Here is an 18337-nt window from a genome sequence, read left to right on the forward strand (position 1 = left end):
GTAGATTTTATTTTGAGCTGCAAGGCTTTTTTATTTGTAGGGTATTGATTTTAATTAATTAACTTTAACTGTTTTAATTGCACACTCATTACATCAACCGCATTTTGGTTATTAATTTTCCAAATCCCTAATGGTTGCTCCGCAGTAATAACCACCTCTTTCTCTTCAATAAAATGGCCATTAATAACAGGACGTTTTCTAACGCTCATAATGCGGTCTTTTTCGTGATGAGCAGGTTGTTGATCTGGCCATGCGCATCGTTCTTGCCAAAAAGGATGTTGCTGCCAACTAGATTCCATTTTGTAGAAGTCTCTACCTATTCGGCTAAAACGATAAAATAGATGCTTTAAGCGCTCTGTATAAAGTATTTCTGCTAATAGCTTGTTCTCTGGTTTATGAAATAAAGTATTAATAACCACAGGAGCAATAAGTGCTGACGACAGAGATTGAAATATACCATTACCAGAAAGAGGATCAACAGACATAGCCGCATCACCTACACATAACACACCTTCTTCTATCGGCGCTTTATTAAAAATGGGAGTACTCGAACGAGCGAGTACTTTGCCGTCGGGCTTAATGTAAGGTGTTATATGGGTTAACTCAGGTCTTGATAAAACCAGTTTATGTATGAAGGATGAAAGCTTATCGTTTGCAGCGCCTGTATTACTTTTAGCGCTAATACTGACTTGAGTGAAAATATTGCCTTTGCCGTTATTGGCTAACCACAACCAACCATTTTCAATACTAATAGCCATCGCTTCTGGCGACATTAATGATGGCTGTGTAGTTTTCCAATTTTGACAAATAGAAAGAGAGTCTGCTCCTTTAATATGAGAGCTTTTAGTCAGTGGCGCAGCTCTGCCTCTGGCTTCAACAATAAAATCAGTAATAAAGGTTTTACCTGATTTACATAAAACACACTGTTGATTGTTTTGCTTTTCTACCTTGAGAATAGTTTCATCATAAAAGGGAATATTAGCATTGGCTAAATCTTTTAATAATGCGGTATCAAAATCGACTCTTCTAATGAGCCGCTCTGTGTTTGCTGCACTATGAGAACCATTCCAACTCACACTTCGAGGAATAGGGGGACTGATTGTTTTTAATGCGTGCTGTACACCTAAATATGATAGTGATTGATACACTCGTTCAGAAATGCCTTCGGTTACATTATGTCGCCTAACATTCGCTATTACACAAACGTTGTAACCCATTTTAGCTAAACCTAATGCGGTGACTATGCCAGCAGGGCCACAGCCAAGTACGGCAATTTGGGTCTGTTGGTTATTTATCATGACGTTGCCCAACAGCTATTCTTGAACTGTCTCGTTGCGTTCCTTGATGGTTTACTCTTTGCTTTAAAGCTTTAATTATCTCGGCTTGATTATAGTGTGGATATTTCATTTTTATTTGTGCAATAGCGGCGGTTACCGACGCGCAACCAATACTTGCACCAGCAGGACCTAAATGGGGTTTACCCGAGTAACCGGCAAAATCAGCTTGTGGTGAATTTAACCAAGAAATTTCATTGGGTTTACAGCGAGCATCACCTGTCGCTCTTATAATTTCATTATAATTTGATGGATATACTGGATCGCCTTGCGAAGGTGCGGCAGCTACTAATATAATGTTTTTTCGTAAGGCCTTTTCACAAGCTTCTCGTAATATACTGCGATCGTTTCGTAGCCCAAAACTCATATTAATCATGTTAACTTTCATTGAAATTAGCCAGTGTATTGCTTCGGCTATTTGAGAGGGGGTACATACTAATTTATCGTGAAAAACACGGGCAGCAATAATGCTAGCTGGTAGGTTGTGACCAATAATATGAGTTACGGCTGTTCCATGGCCTAATTGATCTATTATAGCCTGATTACCAGTAAAATCTTTTACTTCTTCTACACAATAAGAATAAGCAGGTGGTAAGCCACTGTCGATAATTCCTACTTTAAGCATCGTATTTCTCAGTTTTAGTTACGTTAAGTGATGATGAGGCTATTTCAATTAACATATCGGCGTTGGCAATAGGTTTACCGCTATGGCTAACAATAATGCGTGTTGTGTTAGCAAATAGCTGATCAATTTGTTCAATGATATGGTTTTCAGTTACTTGATCTGTTGCTGATGTGGGTTCATCTAAAATAACAATAACAGGATCTTTTAGTAAAACTCGTGCTAACCCAATACGTTGTTTTTCTCCTCCTGAAAGGGCTGTACCGCGTTCACTTATGGTGGTATTTATTCCGTCTGGCATTTTTAAAATAAGTGATTCTAAACCTGCAGAAATAGCGGCGTTGTATACCTCAGTGTCAGAAGCTTGAGGGTGACCATAACGAATGTTATTGGCAAAACTGTCTCTAAATATCACGGGATCTTGCGGTGCGATAGCTATCCGTTCTCGCCATTCTTGCACTTTTACATTGGCGAGGTTTATCCCATCAATTTCGATGGAGCCTGAACGAGGTAATAAATGGCACTGTAGTAAATCGAGTAAAGTTGATTTACCAATACCAGTTTGCCCAACAATACCGACTTTACTGCCTGCAGGAATATGTATGTTTACATGGTTAAAAATTTCAGATTGTGGCGTATGGCCAAAGCATAAAGAGGTTAGCGTTATGTCACCTTTTAGTTGTTTGGGTAGGGTGTGGGCTTGCGCTAATTGTTCGTTGTTTTGTGCTAGTGGTTGCTGGCGTAAAAAGCTCACTCGGTCTAAGCTCACCGTAAGTCGTTGCCATGCCAAATATAAACCTAACAGCGATTGTAAAGGGCCTATGGCCATAGCAACATAAGCTGTAAAAGCAATAAGCGAACCTAAAGAAAAACTATCCTCAATAACCCAATAGCCACCGATTAAAAAAATAACCGCGCGTGACAGCGACACTAAAGTGCTGGGTATGGCTGATGTCCAAAATTCTGTTTTTTGCAGTGAAATAAGTTTACCTAAAAAGCTATGGTTTAATTGCCCCAGCTTATCAAGCTCTTGTTTTTCAGCACCAGAGGATTGAATAAACTTAATGACAGGAATTTTTTCAGCAAAGAATGACGAAATATCAGCCGCGCTTTCGCGTACTTTAATGTTTTTACGTTCAACTTTAGGTCTCATTTTAAATAAGTAAAAAAGCTCAAAGGGGATCAAAACCAAAAGAATAAGCGATAACTGCCAATGTAAATGAATCATCATTATGGTGGCTGCACTTAAGCCTAGAATAGCAGAGAAGGTTGAAAACAAAGTGTCTACAGCAAAGCGCTGTATTTCAGCCACATCGCGATCAATTCGAGAAGATATATCGCCAACACGTTGGTTATGATAAAAAGTGCTCGGTAATTTTTGTAAATGTTGAAAGACGTCTTCACGTAACGCAAACAGTATTTTTCCTGATAATTGCGTGTGTTTTATGCGGTTGTAGCCTGAGAGTAAGGTACTTAAAATACCCACAAAAAATAAGCTACAAGAAAATAAAACCAAGGCGTCAAAGTCTTTTTTTAACAAACCTTGATCAATAATTAATTTACTTAAATAAGGTACTGAAACGACGAGAGTAGTAGTGATTAAAGAAAATAACGCGAGAAAGAGTATCTCGCGCTTATGCAAGGCTAAAAAACTATATAGCCACGTTAATGCTGTCCTTCTTGCTGGAGAAGGACTGTTTGATGAGTTTTTTGCTGAAAGTAAGTCAGCTAAGCTCATTATGCTTTGTTAACCTTGGCGTTTAAATACAATACTGGTTGACATAGCACCATCACCTGTAAGGGGAATGGTCGCAATGTTTTTAAGAGTATCAGCGTCATAAACGGCTACATCAGCAAGGGCACCTGAAAGATAAATTTTAGATCCATCGTGCGAAAAATTAATACAGTAATAGGTGTACGGTAAATCAACTGAACGTATGAGTTTTTGTGTATTTGAATCGTATTCTTTCAAGTCATTCAATGTACCGTATACTCGGTTAAGATGACCTGGACGACGTATTGAAGTAAACAATACGGTTTCAATAGGCCCAAAATCTTTTGCGGACGCCTTACCTGTTTTTAAGTCAACTATTTCGTGGCCCCATATATATTCAGCGTTAGCTAAATCACCATCTTCACCGTTATATTTAGCTCGACTATACATTCGATAAAATTCATTATTAATTTTCCCCATTTGCCAAACCGTTAATACGTCTTTACCTGAATAACCCGGTTGATTGTCGTGTAAGCTTGGTAAAATCATCTCGTACTTACCTGAATGAATATCCATTAGAAAAATATCTTGTCCACCCATAATCAACTCACCAGACTCTAGTCTATCCATAGTGACTATTTGTCTGGGGGCATCATACGTGCGGTTTGCTTTTACGTTTAGCCCGTCTGCGGTGTTAAAAACGGCAATTTGTGGAGGAAGTAATTCGTAATGATCATTCATCAGTCTTACACGATTTTGATGAGTATAAATTTCTTTACCATCAGGGCTTATTGCAATAGATGCAATAGACTTTACACGAATGTTTCCGGTAGATTGCTGTGTTGAAAATACCACTTCACAGTTATCAATATTAACACCGTAAATATCACTAAAATGATCTGTTAATATATATACGATCGAATTATCTGGCGACATCACTAAAGTACCAGGGCCGGGTCCTGCTGTTAGGTCACATTGACGGATCACTTCATTTTTTTGTAAATCAATTAAATGTAGTGTGGTGTTTGGTCGTGTTACGGTAACCAAAAATTCCTTTTCTGTACTTTTTACAGAGGATTGATTTTCAAAGCTAGTGCTTTTGCAAGCACTTAACAGTAAAACTAAACTACTCAAGAATAACGTTGGGTAAAAGTTGTTCATTGTTTTATTCCTTTTCGTCGGGATACACAGAATCAAGATTACGCCAGTCTTTGGTTGCAGAGTCGGCATTTTTCGACCAGTCAGGGTAGGTGTTCATCATGTCGGGTACTTGAGCAGGCCACCAACAAGGGTCTGAACAACCGTATAAGTCAGCTTCCATAGGTTGACATAACCCTGATACGCTACCAAACATATCGACTTCCCAACCAGGATCTGTGGTAGCGGTACAACCTACTGGAGATTGCATTGCCATAACTTCATCAAGTTCACCTGTTTTTACCGCTTCATCAACTTTGCGAGCTTTGTTGTTTATTGCTTTTAAGTGTTTCATGATTGGGCCTTCCTCGGAGCTATATAAGTGTCGTAAAAAGCTGGATTGTGTTCCATTATTTGTGTGTATACCTTTATGCCAAAATCTACCCAGTCTCTCATTAGGTCACAGTAATGAAGGGTAGGTTTCGCAGGGTCGCCATAGCGAGCGTAACTTTCGTGATAACAACCACCGGCACATAAATTACGTATGTTACAGGTAGAACAAACCACACCATTTTTATCGAGTCTTTTATTTAAAAAGTCATTTAGTACGGGTTTGTCTAAGCCATTAATTACATCGCCAAGTAACGCTTGGTCTGAACCAGTAAATCGATGACAAAGGTTAAGGCCACCTTCATGATCTACGGCTACCATACCAACACCTGCGCCACAAGGAAGTGCTTTTTTAGTGCCTTCGTGAATGTCGGTGATTAGTTGATGCAAGTTTGAAAAACCAATGGTTTTGTTTTCGAGTGCAGCTGCAAGGTATTTTTCGCCAAGCTTTTTCATGTTAGTAAAAACATCAACTAGTTCTTCGGGCTTAAGGTTGTAATCACTAACATCGCCTGAAGTTACAGGAGCAAAACCAACTTCGCTAAAACCTAAAGTATTAAATAGGTGATCCCAAATAGTATCAATGTCGGTAAGGCCTGTGGTTAAGGTTACTCGCGCACCAATAGGGCGACTACGATACTTTGAAAGCAACATTTTTGCTTTTTTAGCAACGGTGTCGTAAGTGCCTTTACCGTTAACAGATATACGGTTACGGTCGTGATAGGCTTTTGGCCCGTCAATACTGATTGATAAACCTACATTGTGTTTATCAAAATACTCTACGTGTCTTTCAGTTAATAATGTTGCATTGGTTGTCATTGAAAAATCAACAATTTTACCTTTTGCTGGAAACACTTCTTCTGAGTAAGCAATAACTTCTTTAATTAAGGTGAAGTTTGATAAAGGTTCGCCACCAAAAAACACCACGTTATAACGTGATTGATCGGGCGACTCTTTCAGTAACATATCAATAGACTGTTTTGCGGTTTCAAAGTCCATTTTCTTACCGGCAGAAGGAACATCAAGATCTTCTTTATAACAGTAGGTACAGCTTAAGTTACAACCCGTATTAACACTAAGTACTACGGTTGTTAATGGCGCGCTGTCTAATGCTAAAGGAACAAACTCTTCCACGCCGTTATTTAGGCCTTTTTCACCCACTAACGATAGGCTTTTTAATTCACCTAAGGCTGACATAATGTCGGTTTCTGAATAACGGCCGCTTAATGCTTGCGTTAATGAAGTATCAGTAAAGTTCTCTTGTCCTTGTATTGAAGACAATATGTCGCCCGTTAATTCGTCGCGTTCAAATAAACTTGTCGTTGGAATATGAAAGATAAACGATTTATCTTTCACTTCTACTTGGTGAAGATTATTTTCTATGACTTCTAATGTTGAATTCATACGTTATCACCTTATTTAAGTGGTGGATTATTCCAGCGTTGCAAGGTTACTAGTAGGCGACCTATGCCACTGATCTCATTTCCGTTTTCAGTTAATTTTGCAATAACATTTAAGTTACCCGCGTTGTTTGTACTTCGGTAACGTTCTGGGTTTGGTCCTGCATTTGCTGGTGAGAATAAACCTGTGTTGGTATTCATTTTTCCGGCAAACTTAACGTCGTTATCTTTCTTAGCTGTTTCGTCGCGCGGAACAACTTGCCAAGTCACTTCTTCTATATAACCTAGGTTTAAGTCGTCTTCTGTGTTTGGAATACCGTCTTTACCGTAATCAGTACCTATAGCTCTGAAAAGGGTATCGGTTTTAGGTGTAGAGCCACCGTTGTCGCCAACACGAGAAACACCATAAGAAGGAATAACTTCTAACGCGTTAACTTGTTTATAAATAGCTAATTGTTTAGTAAGTGTTGCTTTACCTACGTTGATGTCGGCATAACCAATATCAGCATCACTTTTAGCCGTAATGTTAACCATCATACGGTTTGCACTATGACTAATGACATTATTAACAACAATGCTTGAAGGTAGCTTTAAGGCTGAGCTTAAACCTGTACCTGTAATGGTTAATGTAGTGGTTTCTCCTTTTTTAATATGATTAGGGTAAACACTTAATAGCTGTGTTTTTGGTGCATCTTTAATAGCGTTGATTCTCATGCCAACAAGCTCTTGGCCTTTTTGATAAAATCGACCTGTTAATGTTTGGCCGTCAGCACTTGCTGCAAGGGTTTGGCGTAAACTTATATCACTAAAGTTAATGTTACCTCGCCATTCGTAACCGGTATAAACCACCGAGCTACCTGTACCTTTTATCGCTTCACCGTTTGCATATTTTCCTTCAATGTTTAAAGCGTAATTATCTTTTTTGTTTTGATTTACTTGCATAATAGCGCTGAAATAGCCTTTACCTGGCATGTGACCACTAAGGATCCATTGACCTTCAAGTTGAGGTTTTTTAGCTTTAGACCAAGCCGACCATGCTTTGCTAGCAAAAGGGTATTTTTTAGAAACATGCGGTACCATTTTGTTGCGTGCAATGCCTAACCAATTACGGTCTCGGCCAAACATTGAATATTCAACAGATGGGAATTGGCCTAAATGAAAATCAATTAAGTAGTTCCATTCTTTGGGTTCTCTGCGCTGTAAAGCTACTCGAGCACCAGAATGACAACGAGCACACATAATTTGAAATTCGTCATCAAATTGTGTTTCTATTTGATTTAGGTCTTGTTCTAGCAAATATCTCACACCTTGCGTTTCACTAGGCGCTAAGCCTTGGTTGTCGGCTAGGTATTTAACAATTTCATGTAAGCCGCTGCCTTTTATGTCTAAATCACCTTTGTTAATTTTTAAACCGTGCATTAAACGCATTCTGTTGACGGTCATTTCCCATCCTTCAGGCGTTTTTCTTTGGTAACTTATACGGCTTAAGCCTTCATCAGTTGGAACATGGCAGCCTAAGCAATTAGAACGAATTAATTTAGCTCCTGCAGAATCATCTTTATTTAATGACGCAGCAAAGAGTAGTGGGGCGGTCAGTATTAATGTAATACCTAATAGTGTTTGTTTTAACAAAATGTATCCCTCTGTCTAAAATTTATTTAAAATAGTACGAATGACCTATTTTATTAAGACTATTCCTTTAATTCTTTTCTGTCAAGAAAGCCATAAAAGGAATAGTCTGCTTGTTAACTTCAGCGACAAGTTTCATTTTTATAAAATGTAGATTATCGTTTTTTGTGTTTATTTTAAGATCGTCACTTTTTTTTTACGCGATCTAGTTCTTCTTGTTTTAATTCTCTCATTTTAAATTTTTGAATTTTACCTGTTATTGTCATTGGGTATTCAGTCACAAAGTCGATATAACGAGGAATTTTAAAATGGGTTATTTTGCCTTTACAGAATGCGATAATTTCGTCGCTTGTTGCTTGTTCGCCTTCTTTTAATTGCACCCATGCACAAACTTCTTCACCCATTTTTTTATCTAGTACACCAAACACTTGCACTTCAGTGATTTTAGGATGAGTGTATAAAAACTCTTCAATTTCTCTTGGGTAAATATTTTCACCACCACGAATAATCATGTCTTTAATTCGACCTGTAATTTTTACGTAGCCTTTATCGTCCATAGTGCCAATATCGCCTGAGTGTAACCAACCAGCGTCATCAATTGTTTCACGGGTTTTTTCTTCATCACCCCAGTAACCTTTCATTACAGAGTAGCCACGTGTACATACTTCACCGGGTTCGTTTAATTCACATACTTGACCTAGTTCGTTGATTATTTTTATTTCAACATAAGGTATTGCACGACCTACAGTTTGGGTTCTGTGTTTTAAAGAATCGTCAGGCTTGGTCATATGGTTAAGGGGGCTAACTTCTGTTTGGCCGTATCCAATCAAAATGTTTCTTAAATTCATGTTTTTAATCAGGCTATTCATTAACTCAACAGGGCAAGTAGCACCAGCCATAATGCCTGTACGTAATGATGAAACGTCAAAGTTAGTAAACTCAGGGTGCTCTAATTCCATAATAAACATGGTAGGAACACCATGTAATGCAGTGCATTTTTCTTTTTCAATGGCCTGTAAGGTCGTTAAGGGGTCAAAAGCTTCAGATGGAAAGACCATAGTTGCGCCATGGCTTACACAGGCTAGTACACCTAAAACCATGCCAAAACAGTGATACAAAGGAACAGGGATACAGAGTCGGTCTTTGTCGGTAAATTTCATACCGTTAGCGCAAAGTGCACCGTTGTTTAAAATATTACAATGGGTAAGTGTAGCACCTTTTGGTTGGCCAGTAGTGCCGCTGGTAAACTGTATATTAATGGCATCGTCAGGTTGTAAGGAATCTCGTAATACTGCCAATTCGTTTTGTTCTTTGGGGCCGCCATATTTACATATAGTATTAAAGTTATACATACCAGGGGTTTTAGCATCGCCCATACGGATAACCGTGGTTAAATGTGGGAGGTTTTTAGATTTGAGTTTACCAGCTTGAGTATTTTTGAGTTCAGGAATTAGCTCATTGAGCATTAACAAATATTCGCTAGTTTTAAAAGATTCAGCACTTATAATCGCTTTACATTCAACCTTATTGAGTGCGTATTCAAGTTCATATAATCGGTAAGCAGGATTAATACATACCATGATCACGCCGATTTTAGCGGTAGCTAATTGTGTTAATACCCATTCGTAACTATTGGGCCCCCAAATGCCTAAGCGGTCGCCTTTGCTCAAACCTAAAGCAAGTAAGCCTGTTGCTAGTTCATCAACTTTTTCGTTTAGTTGTTTATACGACCATTTTATATCTTGATGACAAACCACTAGCGCATCATTACTTGAGTACAGATGAGCTATCTCTTCAAATTTGTTTCCTATTGTATTGTAAATTAGTTGCTGGCTTCCCTCACCACAGATATAGCTTTTTGTAATTTTGTTCATTTTGATTTCCACATAATTATTATAATAATTTTTATATTTACATTAGAGTAAACCTTAAAATAGGTCAACTGTATTTTTATTTTTTAAAAAAATAGGTTATAAACTCAAGTTATAATCACCTTAAAGCTTGGTAAGTATAAATATTACTTAACCTGAACTCGGTTTAATAAATGCTTCTCTAGCAGCCATTTTTCCTAACTTCTGCGTTAAATTTACTTGCAATAGAGGAGGAGTATTGACGCGAAATTTGTATAGAATTTAAGTACTAGATATATGGAGGATTGTTAGTATGACAGGAGAGTAACTATTTAATTTAGTTAAAGATTTTTATTATTAATATTATTTAGTTATATAAATTATAATATTATATTTTTAGACTCTAATAGGGGGAATATTTGTAAGTTATAAAAAACTAAACGCCTAATATAAAGAAGAGACCGACTTAGTGTGCTGCTCTCTTTTATTACTTAAATCTATGTTTTTATTTTCGTTAGTCGTTGTAATAATTAAGCTGATAGCATTTAAGATATTACGTATTTTTTCATCAAGGTAAATGGCAATAAAGGTTAAAAATAAGCACAACAATGGAATATAAATAAACGAAGTAATAATACTGCCATCAACTAAATAATTAATAACAATAGGTAAGGCAATAAACAAGCACATTAAGATACGATATACGGCGATGAAAATAATTTTTAACATGGTAACTCCATAGTTTATTTAAAACCTGAGGCTAAAGTTAAAGCAACCACAGGTAATATTTTAAAAAGTCTTAAAATATTTTTAAGTTTTCTATGTCGTTGAGTGTAAAGAGGTCGGCTATTTAAAACAAAAGGATAATATTCACCATTTAGGTGAATGATATTCATCTAAATGCATATCTTATTGTAGAGTAGGGGATTTTCTCAGCCAGCTTAAGAAGCATTGAATATCATGGCGTTTTTCGTCTTCAGCTCGATAAACCGCATAAACTGACTCAGGGTAGGAGAGGTTTTCGTTAAAGGGTCTTACAAGTAAACCATTTTCTTCGTGTACTCTTTCCATAGGGAACATAGCAAGGGCTAAGCCTAATCCTTGTATTGCAGCTCTAATAGACGAATCGTAATCGCTAAAAGTAATGGAACGTTTAAGAGGTATATCGGGGAGTTTTACTGTATTTGACCACGCTTTCCATATATCGTCCATCATGGTTATATCTATTAATGGCGCGTTGCTAACGTCTTCCAATTTGCTTAGCTTGTGCTTATTAACAAAAGCTTTAGACGCAACGGCAGCAATTTCAATATCCGTTATTTTAGTGGATATAACATTAGGCCATTTACCAGCGCCCACTCTAATGGCTAAGTCTATATCGTCGTATCTTAAATCTGCTACGTGGTTACCTGTTTCAATACGAATATCAATGTCTGGATGTGCCTCTTGGAAAGCTCCCATTTGCGGAATAATAATATTACTCGCTAAAGTACTAAAACAAGATATTTTTAAGCTAGGAGAAGAGTGACGATGCTTGACTTTTTTTGTGCCTTGTTCAAAGGCGGTTAAGCCTTGCTGAATATAATGTAGGTACATTTTCCCTGCGCTATTTACAGCAACCCCTCGGCTTTTTCGTTGAAATAATTCAAAGCCGAAATGCTCTTCAAGCGACTTAATTTGATGGCTAACGGCTGATGGTGTAATAAATAGCTCTTCACTGGCTAATTTAAAGCTCTCTAAACGTGCGGCCGCTTCAAAAATAGTGAGTAAATGAATAGGTGGTATTTTAAGTGCCATTATTTAGCCTAAGATAGAATAGATATTATAATTTAACATAAATTTTATTCATGTATAGAGGGGATGCTTTAGGTGTGTAGTTTTACGATGTTGAAGTAAGCTTTAACTAAAACTCTTCTAGCTCGTCAATTACTATACGTGCTTCGGCAATTGTACAGTCTGTTCTTGCCATTAATTGGTTTATTGATATGCCGGGTTGTTTTCTTGCTATGTTTAATAGTTCTTGATGGGTTAAGTTGTTTTTTTGTTCGCTGATATGATTCGCAACCCATTGCCAAGTGGGTTCTTCTGATGAACGAATATATTCTACAACGTGTTCTAATTGTTCAAAAGTTGCTGATAATATCCAATGTCTTGATCTACCTTTACGTTGCAATGTACAGCCTAAAGATCTTATTTCTGCTTTTAAAGCATAAGCCTTCATTACTCTTCTTAAAAAGGAAGATAAGGTGATTTCAAATAGTTTTTGCACACTAAGTTATCTGTATTTTTGTGATTAAAAAAGCCAGCATAACGCTGGCTTATCTCATTAAGCTATAGAGCTAAAATATACTTTAATATATTACCATTTTTTCTTAGGTTGAAATAGCATGTCTAAATCGTTTTCTTCATCTTTAGCTTTTTTCGCTGCATCTTTAGCATTGGTTGTTTTAAGAGCTTCAGTAATATCTTCTAATTGAGACTCTATTTCACTACGTTTTACTTTAGTGTATTCAGATTGGTTAGGGTGACTCATTAATGTTTGTAAGGCTTTTTCAAAATATTGGCGAGCAGAGCCTAACATTTCTTTAGAATAAGCTTTTTGCCCTCTACTTATTATGCTTTCTACACCTATTTTGAGCTGCATTGCGTCAAGGCGAAGATCTTGTTGGCTAAATGATTGAGCATCTAAAGCGCCTTTAGATTGCTCTGCTTTAAGCATGGCTCTTAATTTCTTAATATTTTGTAATATACCAACAAGCTGTTGTTCGTTGTCAGGTAAAATGAAAGTCTCATCACTTGCTGTTTGATTTGATGCTGAGTCTTTTGCGGAGGTTAAAGCTGCTTCAAGTTCTTGTACTTTTTGTTTTACAAGTTTTGAATCAGGAGTGAGTTGTCGCATTGCTTTTGCTGCATTTAGACTTCTTCTGATTAAAATTTCAATGAGTACAGGGCTTGGTGGAAGATTATTTAAATTAACAATGAGCTCTTCTGACTCATCAATTATGGCTTTATATTTAGCTGATTGTGCACGTCGTTCTTGTTCTTGTTTTGCTTTGTGTTGCTGCATAGCATTTACCACAACTACGCCAATCACCAATAAAACTATCAATCCGATGATAATAATAATCATATTTTTTACTCAATGTTATTTGATTAGAGGTTATTTGAAAAGATTCATCAATGAGTCTACAAAAAATGTTTAACTCTTCATAGTGTTAAATTGTTTTAACCCTCATTAATGGTAAATAAAGGGATGTTTTTGTTGTTAATAAAAACAAGAATGTTAAGAAGAGGTAAACAACTTAGTGAAAGTTTAAGTTTATTTTTCACTATTTGGTATAAATTATAAACTTTTTGAATAAAAATTGACTAATTTAAAATTTATTATGGAATAAACTTTAAATTAAGTATATATTTTTGGAATAAGAAAAATATATAGCTGCTATTTATGAAATTACAACAACTGCGTTACATTGTTGAAGTACTCAACAATAATCTCAATGTTTCCGCCACAGCGGAAAGTCTATTCACTTCTCAACCTGGTATTAGTAAGCAAGTTAGAATGCTTGAAGATGAATTAGGTATCCAAATTTTTGGTCGTAGTGGTAAGCATTTAACTCATGTAACCTCTGCGGGTAATGAAGTGATTAATATTGCTACAGAAATATTGTCTAAAGTTGAAGCTATTAAAGCGGTTGCTCGTGAGCATACTCAGCCAGACGAAGGTAAATTACGTATAGCAACAACGCATACACAAGCGCGTTATGCATTACCTGAAGTGATTAAAGGCTTTATGAAGCGTTACGATAAAGTTTCACTACATATGTACCAAGGGACTCCAGCGCAAATTAGTGAGTCTGCTTCTAAAGGTGATACCGATTTCGCCATTGCGACCGAGTCGCTACATTTATATAACGATTTAATTATGCTGCCTTGTTACCACTGGAACAGAAGCATTATTGTTAAATCTGATCATCCTTTAGCTAAAAAACGTGATATCACTATTCAAGATATTGCTAAATACTCTTTGGTTACCTACGTTTTTGGTTTTACGGGGCGTTCAGAGCTTGATACTGCCTTCTCAAATGCTGGATGCGAACCTAAAATCGCTTTTACTGCAACTGATGCTGATGTTATTAAAACCTATGTACGTATGGGCGTTGGTATTGGTGTTATTGCGTCTATGGCTTTAGATCCTAAAGTTGATGGTGATTTAGTGGCTATTGATGCAAGCCATTTATTTAAGCCAAGTACAACTAAAATAGGCTTTAGAAGAGGAACCTTTTTAAGAGGTTATATGTTTGATTTTATTGAGCGTTTTGCCCCTCATTTAAATCGTGACTTAGTCACTCGTGCGGTATTACTGAAAAACAATAACGATATAGATGAGTTGTTTTCTAATATTGAATTACCTACACGTTAATTGGGTTAACTATTCATTTATTACATGAAAAGGAAGCATTATGCTTCCTTTTTGTTTCTAGCATTCAGTAATATTTACTGCTAAACCGCCTCTAGAGGTTTCTTTGTATTTGGTTTTCATGTCGTTACCTGTTTCCCACATGGTTTTTATTACCTTGTCTAAAGTAACTTTATGAGTACCTGAGCCTCTCAATGCTAACCTAGATGCATTGATCGCTTTTATTGCTCCCATCGCATTGCGTTCAATACAAGGTACTTGAACTAAACCACCAACAGGATCACAGGTGAGTCCTAGGTTATGCTCCATGCCTATTTCTGCGGCATTCTCTACTTGGCTAGGGTTACCACCCATTATTTCAGTTAAAGCGCCTGCAGCCATTGAGCAAGCCACGCCGACTTCACCTTGACAGCCCACTTCAGCACCAGAGATTGAAGCATTGGTTTTATATAAAATACCGATAGCCGCTGCGGTTAGTAAATATTTAATACAGTCATCTTCACTTACTGGGTTTACAAATTTATTGTAGTAGCATAAAACCGCAGGAATAATTCCCGCTGCACCGTTTGTTGGTGCTGTTACAACGCGGCTACCAGCAGCATTTTCTTCATTTACAGCTAAGGCAAATAAATTCACCCAATCCATAGTAACTAACGGATCATTATTTTTTTCTACTGAGAGTGTTCTATACAAAGCAGGAGCTCTTCGAGTAACTTTTAAGCCACCAGGTAATATACCTTCTGTTTTTATGCCTCTAGCAACACAATCTTGCATTGCCTGCCATATTTCTAATAATTTACTTCTTACAATTTTTTCATCATTTAAGCACTTTTCGTTATTCATCATAATGGTGCTGATGTTTAGATGTTTATCTGCTGCTTCTTTAAATAATTCTGTTGCGTTAGAAAATAAATGAGGACGCTTAATATTATTATGTAATGAGAGTGCTTTATCTTTCTCTTTTGCAAAATCGCAGTCTTGCACAATGAAACCACCGCCAATAGAAAAATAGGTTTCTTCTAATATCAGATTATTATTTTCATCGTATGCGAATAAAGTCATACCGTTTGAATGAGCACTTAAGGTTTTTCTACGGTGATAGATAATGGCGTTGTCTTTAGGGAAAGAAACCGTATGTGTTTTGTTTAACAAAAGTGTTTGAGATTCCACTACACTATTAAGGATCGCTTCTATAGAATCAACAGGAATAGTATCAGGCTGTTCGCCACATAAACCTAAAATAACGGCTTTACCTGTTCCATGACCTATGCCTGTTTGTCCTAAAGATCCGAATAGCTCACATTTTACTCGGCTAACACTATTGAGTTGCTCATTTTCATTTAAATGCTGCACAAATAAATGGGCCGCTTTCATTGGACCAACAGTATGTGAACTAGAAGGGCCAATGCCGATTGAAAACATATCAAATACACTAATCATGATGTAATACCGAATTTAAGTTTGTTGACTTTTGTTTTGGTGAAATATTATTTTGTAATGGTATATGAAAACTCTTATTTATAACAACAAAAATATGATCATTTTTGTTAGATGTTTTTAATTTTAGCAGGGAGTTGAATAAAGGTAGTAAGTGGAGGGGATTTAACTAACCAGAGTTCAGGTTAACTAAGATGAATAGCTAAGTCTTTCAACATTGAAGCGGTTGCGCCCCATATGTTGTGCTGTTTGTATGGCATAAAATGCACATTATGGGAAAAGCTTTTACGTTGTACGTTAATTGCTATGTGGTTTGATGTATCTAAAAAATACTTTAACGGTACTTGAAATATATCACTTACTTCATTGGTATCTTTAATGAATTCATAATCGTTAGGAATAAAAGCAATATAAGGCGTTACAATAAAACCTGAAATGACCTGATAAGAATGTAAGCTCCCTACAATATTAATTAACTCAGGTGGGACGCCTATTTCTTCGAAGGTTTCTCGTGATGCGGTATCAATTAAGTTGGTATCTGTTTTTTCAACCTTTCCACCCGGGAAGCTAATTTGACCTGCATGATGCCTTAAATTTAGTGAGCGTTTAGTTAGTACTACGTTTAACTGATCACCATCGTCAACAAGAGGAATAAGTACTGCAGCTTCTTTCAGCGGTTTGTGGTGCTGGTATTTATGTAAGGAATCAGAGCGCTTATTTAATGAATACTTAAGTAAAAATTCGTCTTTTGTCATTAAGGACTCGATTAAAAAGGTGTTATTTATAAATACTTTTAGCTTAACTTAAGTTTGGCTAACAATCTAATTCAAAAGCAGTATGTTAATTATTAAGTTTTTGAATGAAAAAATGTCCCTTTAAGTACAGGTATGATTTTATTCACTTTATCGAAGGTTTCTTGGTATTCATCAGCGAGAACCGAATCTGCAACTAAACCGCCACCCGCCCAGCAATATATTTTATTGTTTTCACAAATTAAGGTTCTAATCGTTATGCTAGTGTCCATATTGCCACAGGCAGAAATATAACCGATAGAGCCGCAATATACACTTCGTCTATGAGGCTCTAATTCTTCAATAATTTCCATTGCTCTAATTTTAGGAGCGCCAGTAATTGAGCCACCGGGAAAAGCACCGCGTAATAAGTCTGTTGCGTTAAATTGCGCAGAGAGTTTTCCTTCAACTGTGCTAACCAAATGGTGTACCGCGGGAAAGCTTTCTATATCAAATAACTTAGGTACAACAACAGATCCTGCTTCGCATACTTTACTGATATCGTTACGAAGTAGGTCAACAATCATTAGGTTTTCAGCTTTGTCTTTTGCAGAAGCTTTTAGGTCTTCTGCGGCTTGTTGATCAAGCTCAGGTAAGTGATGCCTTGGGCGTGTCCCTTTTATTGGCTTACTTTGAACTTGATGTTCGTTAAGTTGTAAAAATCGTTCAGGAGATATACTTAAAATAGCCGCATCTTCAAGGCGTATGAAAGCCGAAAAAGGGGCGTTGTTTTCTTCACGCAGGGTTTTATACGCTTGAAATTCGTCGCCAGAATAACTGGCTGAAAAACGTTGTGCTAAATTTATTTGGTAACAATCCCCCGCTAATAAGTATTCATGTACTTGATTAAACTTTTGCGCGTATTCTGTTTGGGTCATATTTGATAACCAATCAGAATCTAATGTAAATTCTAATCTCTTGCTTTGATTGGCTGTTTTAATTAGAGCAAAAAGATCGATTTCAGTTTGTTTTCTTTCGTTTTCTAAACAAAGCAAATGAAAAACCTGTGTTTTGTTATCAAAAATTATTGCTTTGTTGTATATACCTACCGACATTTCGGGAATATGAATATCTTGCTCGCAAAGCTCAGGTAATACTTCAAATTCTCTTCCTAAATCGTAAGCAAAATAACCGACAGCGCCTCCTTTAAATGGAAATTTTATTGATGCTGAAATGTTAATATTTGAAAAGGTTTCTTCAATAGCTTGGTTAACCAAGAAAAGTGGATCTTCAGTACTTGTTATTGTTGAGTTATTTGCAACATTCACTATTTTGGTTGTTTTGTTTTTTGTTGCTAAAGTAACAACAGGATCCCACACTAAAATATCAAACTGACTATCAACATGATTGTTATCACAAGAATCTAGCCACATTGCCCAAGGTAAATTTGATAAGTGTGTAAAAATATCACTAGACACAATATTGTCATCAAAAATAATGACGTTAGAAGTTAATTCAACGGCTGAATTTATAGGATGAGATGAATGAGTGTGTTGTTTTAACAAAGGCTGCATACTTTTTATAAGATGAATGTTTAATTATAAGGTGAATAATTAATATTACTAAACTGAATTAAGATACTTCTATAAGTTAGTAGCAGCACCTTAGTAAGC

General features: G+C 36.5%; 16 protein-coding genes. 1 reads left to right on the plus strand and 15 read right to left on the minus strand.

The features are described 5' to 3' along the window. Positions 1–50: 50 nt before the first annotated feature. The 12 genes from qhpG to ACM9HF_RS00355 form a co-directional block, all read right to left on the minus strand. A complete protein-coding gene (gene qhpG, locus ACM9HF_RS00300; protein ID WP_473613520.1) occupies positions 51–1298 on the minus strand; it encodes a flavin-dependent monooxygenase QhpG in 1248 nt (415 codons plus the stop codon). After that, on the minus strand, positions 1288–1959 hold the full coding sequence (qhpE, locus tag ACM9HF_RS00305; protein ID WP_473613521.1) for a subtilisin-like serine protease QhpE: 672 nt from the start codon (positions 1957–1959) through the stop codon (positions 1288–1290). Before qhpE ends, qhpG begins: the two co-directional genes overlap by 11 nt. Beyond that, entirely contained in the window at positions 1952–3694 is a 1743-nt protein-coding gene (locus ACM9HF_RS00310; protein WP_473613522.1) for an ABC transporter ATP-binding protein, read from the minus strand. The genes qhpE and ACM9HF_RS00310 overlap by 8 nt, the downstream gene beginning before the upstream one ends. A gap of 9 nt (positions 3695–3703) precedes the next feature. Then, entirely contained in the window at positions 3704–4831 is a 1128-nt protein-coding gene (gene peaD, locus ACM9HF_RS00315; RefSeq protein ID WP_473613523.1) for a quinohemoprotein amine dehydrogenase subunit beta, read from the minus strand. 4 nt (positions 4832–4835) lie between these two features. Further along, positions 4836–5162 (minus strand): quinohemoprotein amine dehydrogenase subunit gamma, encoded by a 327-nt coding sequence (gene qhpC, locus ACM9HF_RS00320; RefSeq protein WP_473613524.1) that lies wholly within the window; start codon positions 5160–5162, stop codon positions 4836–4838. Then, positions 5159–6601, minus strand: coding sequence for a quinohemoprotein amine dehydrogenase maturation protein (peaB, locus tag ACM9HF_RS00325; RefSeq protein ID WP_473613525.1), 1443 nt, complete (start codon positions 6599–6601; stop codon positions 5159–5161). Before peaB ends, qhpC begins: the two co-directional genes overlap by 4 nt. 11 nt (positions 6602–6612) lie before the next feature. After that, on the minus strand, positions 6613–8229 hold the full coding sequence (gene peaA, locus ACM9HF_RS00330) for a quinohemoprotein amine dehydrogenase subunit alpha (protein ID WP_473613526.1): 1617 nt from the start codon (positions 8227–8229) through the stop codon (positions 6613–6615). Positions 8230–8411: 182 nt separating this feature from the next. After that, positions 8412–10100, minus strand: coding sequence for an AMP-binding protein (locus ACM9HF_RS00335; RefSeq protein WP_473613527.1), 1689 nt, complete (start codon positions 10098–10100; stop codon positions 8412–8414). A 420-nt stretch (positions 10101–10520) separates the two neighbouring features. Next, positions 10521–10805, minus strand: a complete 285-nt coding sequence (locus tag ACM9HF_RS00340; protein WP_473613528.1) for a hypothetical protein — start codon at positions 10803–10805, stop codon at positions 10521–10523. A 180-nt stretch (positions 10806–10985) separates the two neighbouring features. Next, complete coding sequence (locus ACM9HF_RS00345) at positions 10986–11873, minus strand: LysR substrate-binding domain-containing protein (protein WP_473613529.1); 888 nt, start codon at positions 11871–11873, stop codon at positions 10986–10988. Positions 11874–11979: 106 nt separating this feature from the next. After that, a complete protein-coding gene (locus ACM9HF_RS00350; RefSeq protein WP_473613530.1) occupies positions 11980–12345 on the minus strand; it encodes a ribosome recycling factor family protein in 366 nt (121 codons plus the stop codon). Between the two features lie 90 nt (positions 12346–12435). Next, a complete protein-coding gene (locus ACM9HF_RS00355; RefSeq protein WP_473613531.1) occupies positions 12436–13206 on the minus strand; it encodes a hypothetical protein in 771 nt (256 codons plus the stop codon). Between the two features lie 318 nt (positions 13207–13524). Here ACM9HF_RS00355 and cysB point away from each other — a divergent pair, with 318 nt between their 5' ends. Further along, positions 13525–14499, plus strand: coding sequence for an HTH-type transcriptional regulator CysB (cysB, locus tag ACM9HF_RS00360; protein ID WP_473613532.1), 975 nt, complete (start codon positions 13525–13527; stop codon positions 14497–14499). 57 nt (positions 14500–14556) lie between these two features. Here the strand turns inward: cysB and ACM9HF_RS00365 are convergent, their stop codons facing one another. The 3 genes from ACM9HF_RS00365 to pabB form a co-directional block, all read right to left on the minus strand. Then, positions 14557–15936 carry an L-serine ammonia-lyase gene (locus ACM9HF_RS00365; RefSeq protein ID WP_473613533.1) on the minus strand — a complete coding sequence of 460 codons (1380 nt, stop codon included), beginning with the start codon at positions 15934–15936 and terminating at the stop codon, positions 14557–14559. A 182-nt stretch (positions 15937–16118) separates the two neighbouring features. After that, a complete protein-coding gene (locus ACM9HF_RS00370) occupies positions 16119–16688 on the minus strand; it encodes a CoA pyrophosphatase (RefSeq protein ID WP_473613534.1) in 570 nt (189 codons plus the stop codon). Positions 16689–16780: 92 nt separating this feature from the next. Further along, positions 16781–18229 (minus strand): aminodeoxychorismate synthase component I, encoded by a 1449-nt coding sequence (gene pabB / locus ACM9HF_RS00375; RefSeq protein ID WP_473613535.1) that lies wholly within the window; start codon positions 18227–18229, stop codon positions 16781–16783. Positions 18230–18337: the final 108 nt, after the last annotated feature.

Origin of the sequence: Colwellia sp. RE-S-Sl-9 (assembly GCF_048296855.1) — a bacterium.
Lineage (GTDB): Bacteria > Pseudomonadota > Gammaproteobacteria > Enterobacterales > Alteromonadaceae > Pseudocolwellia.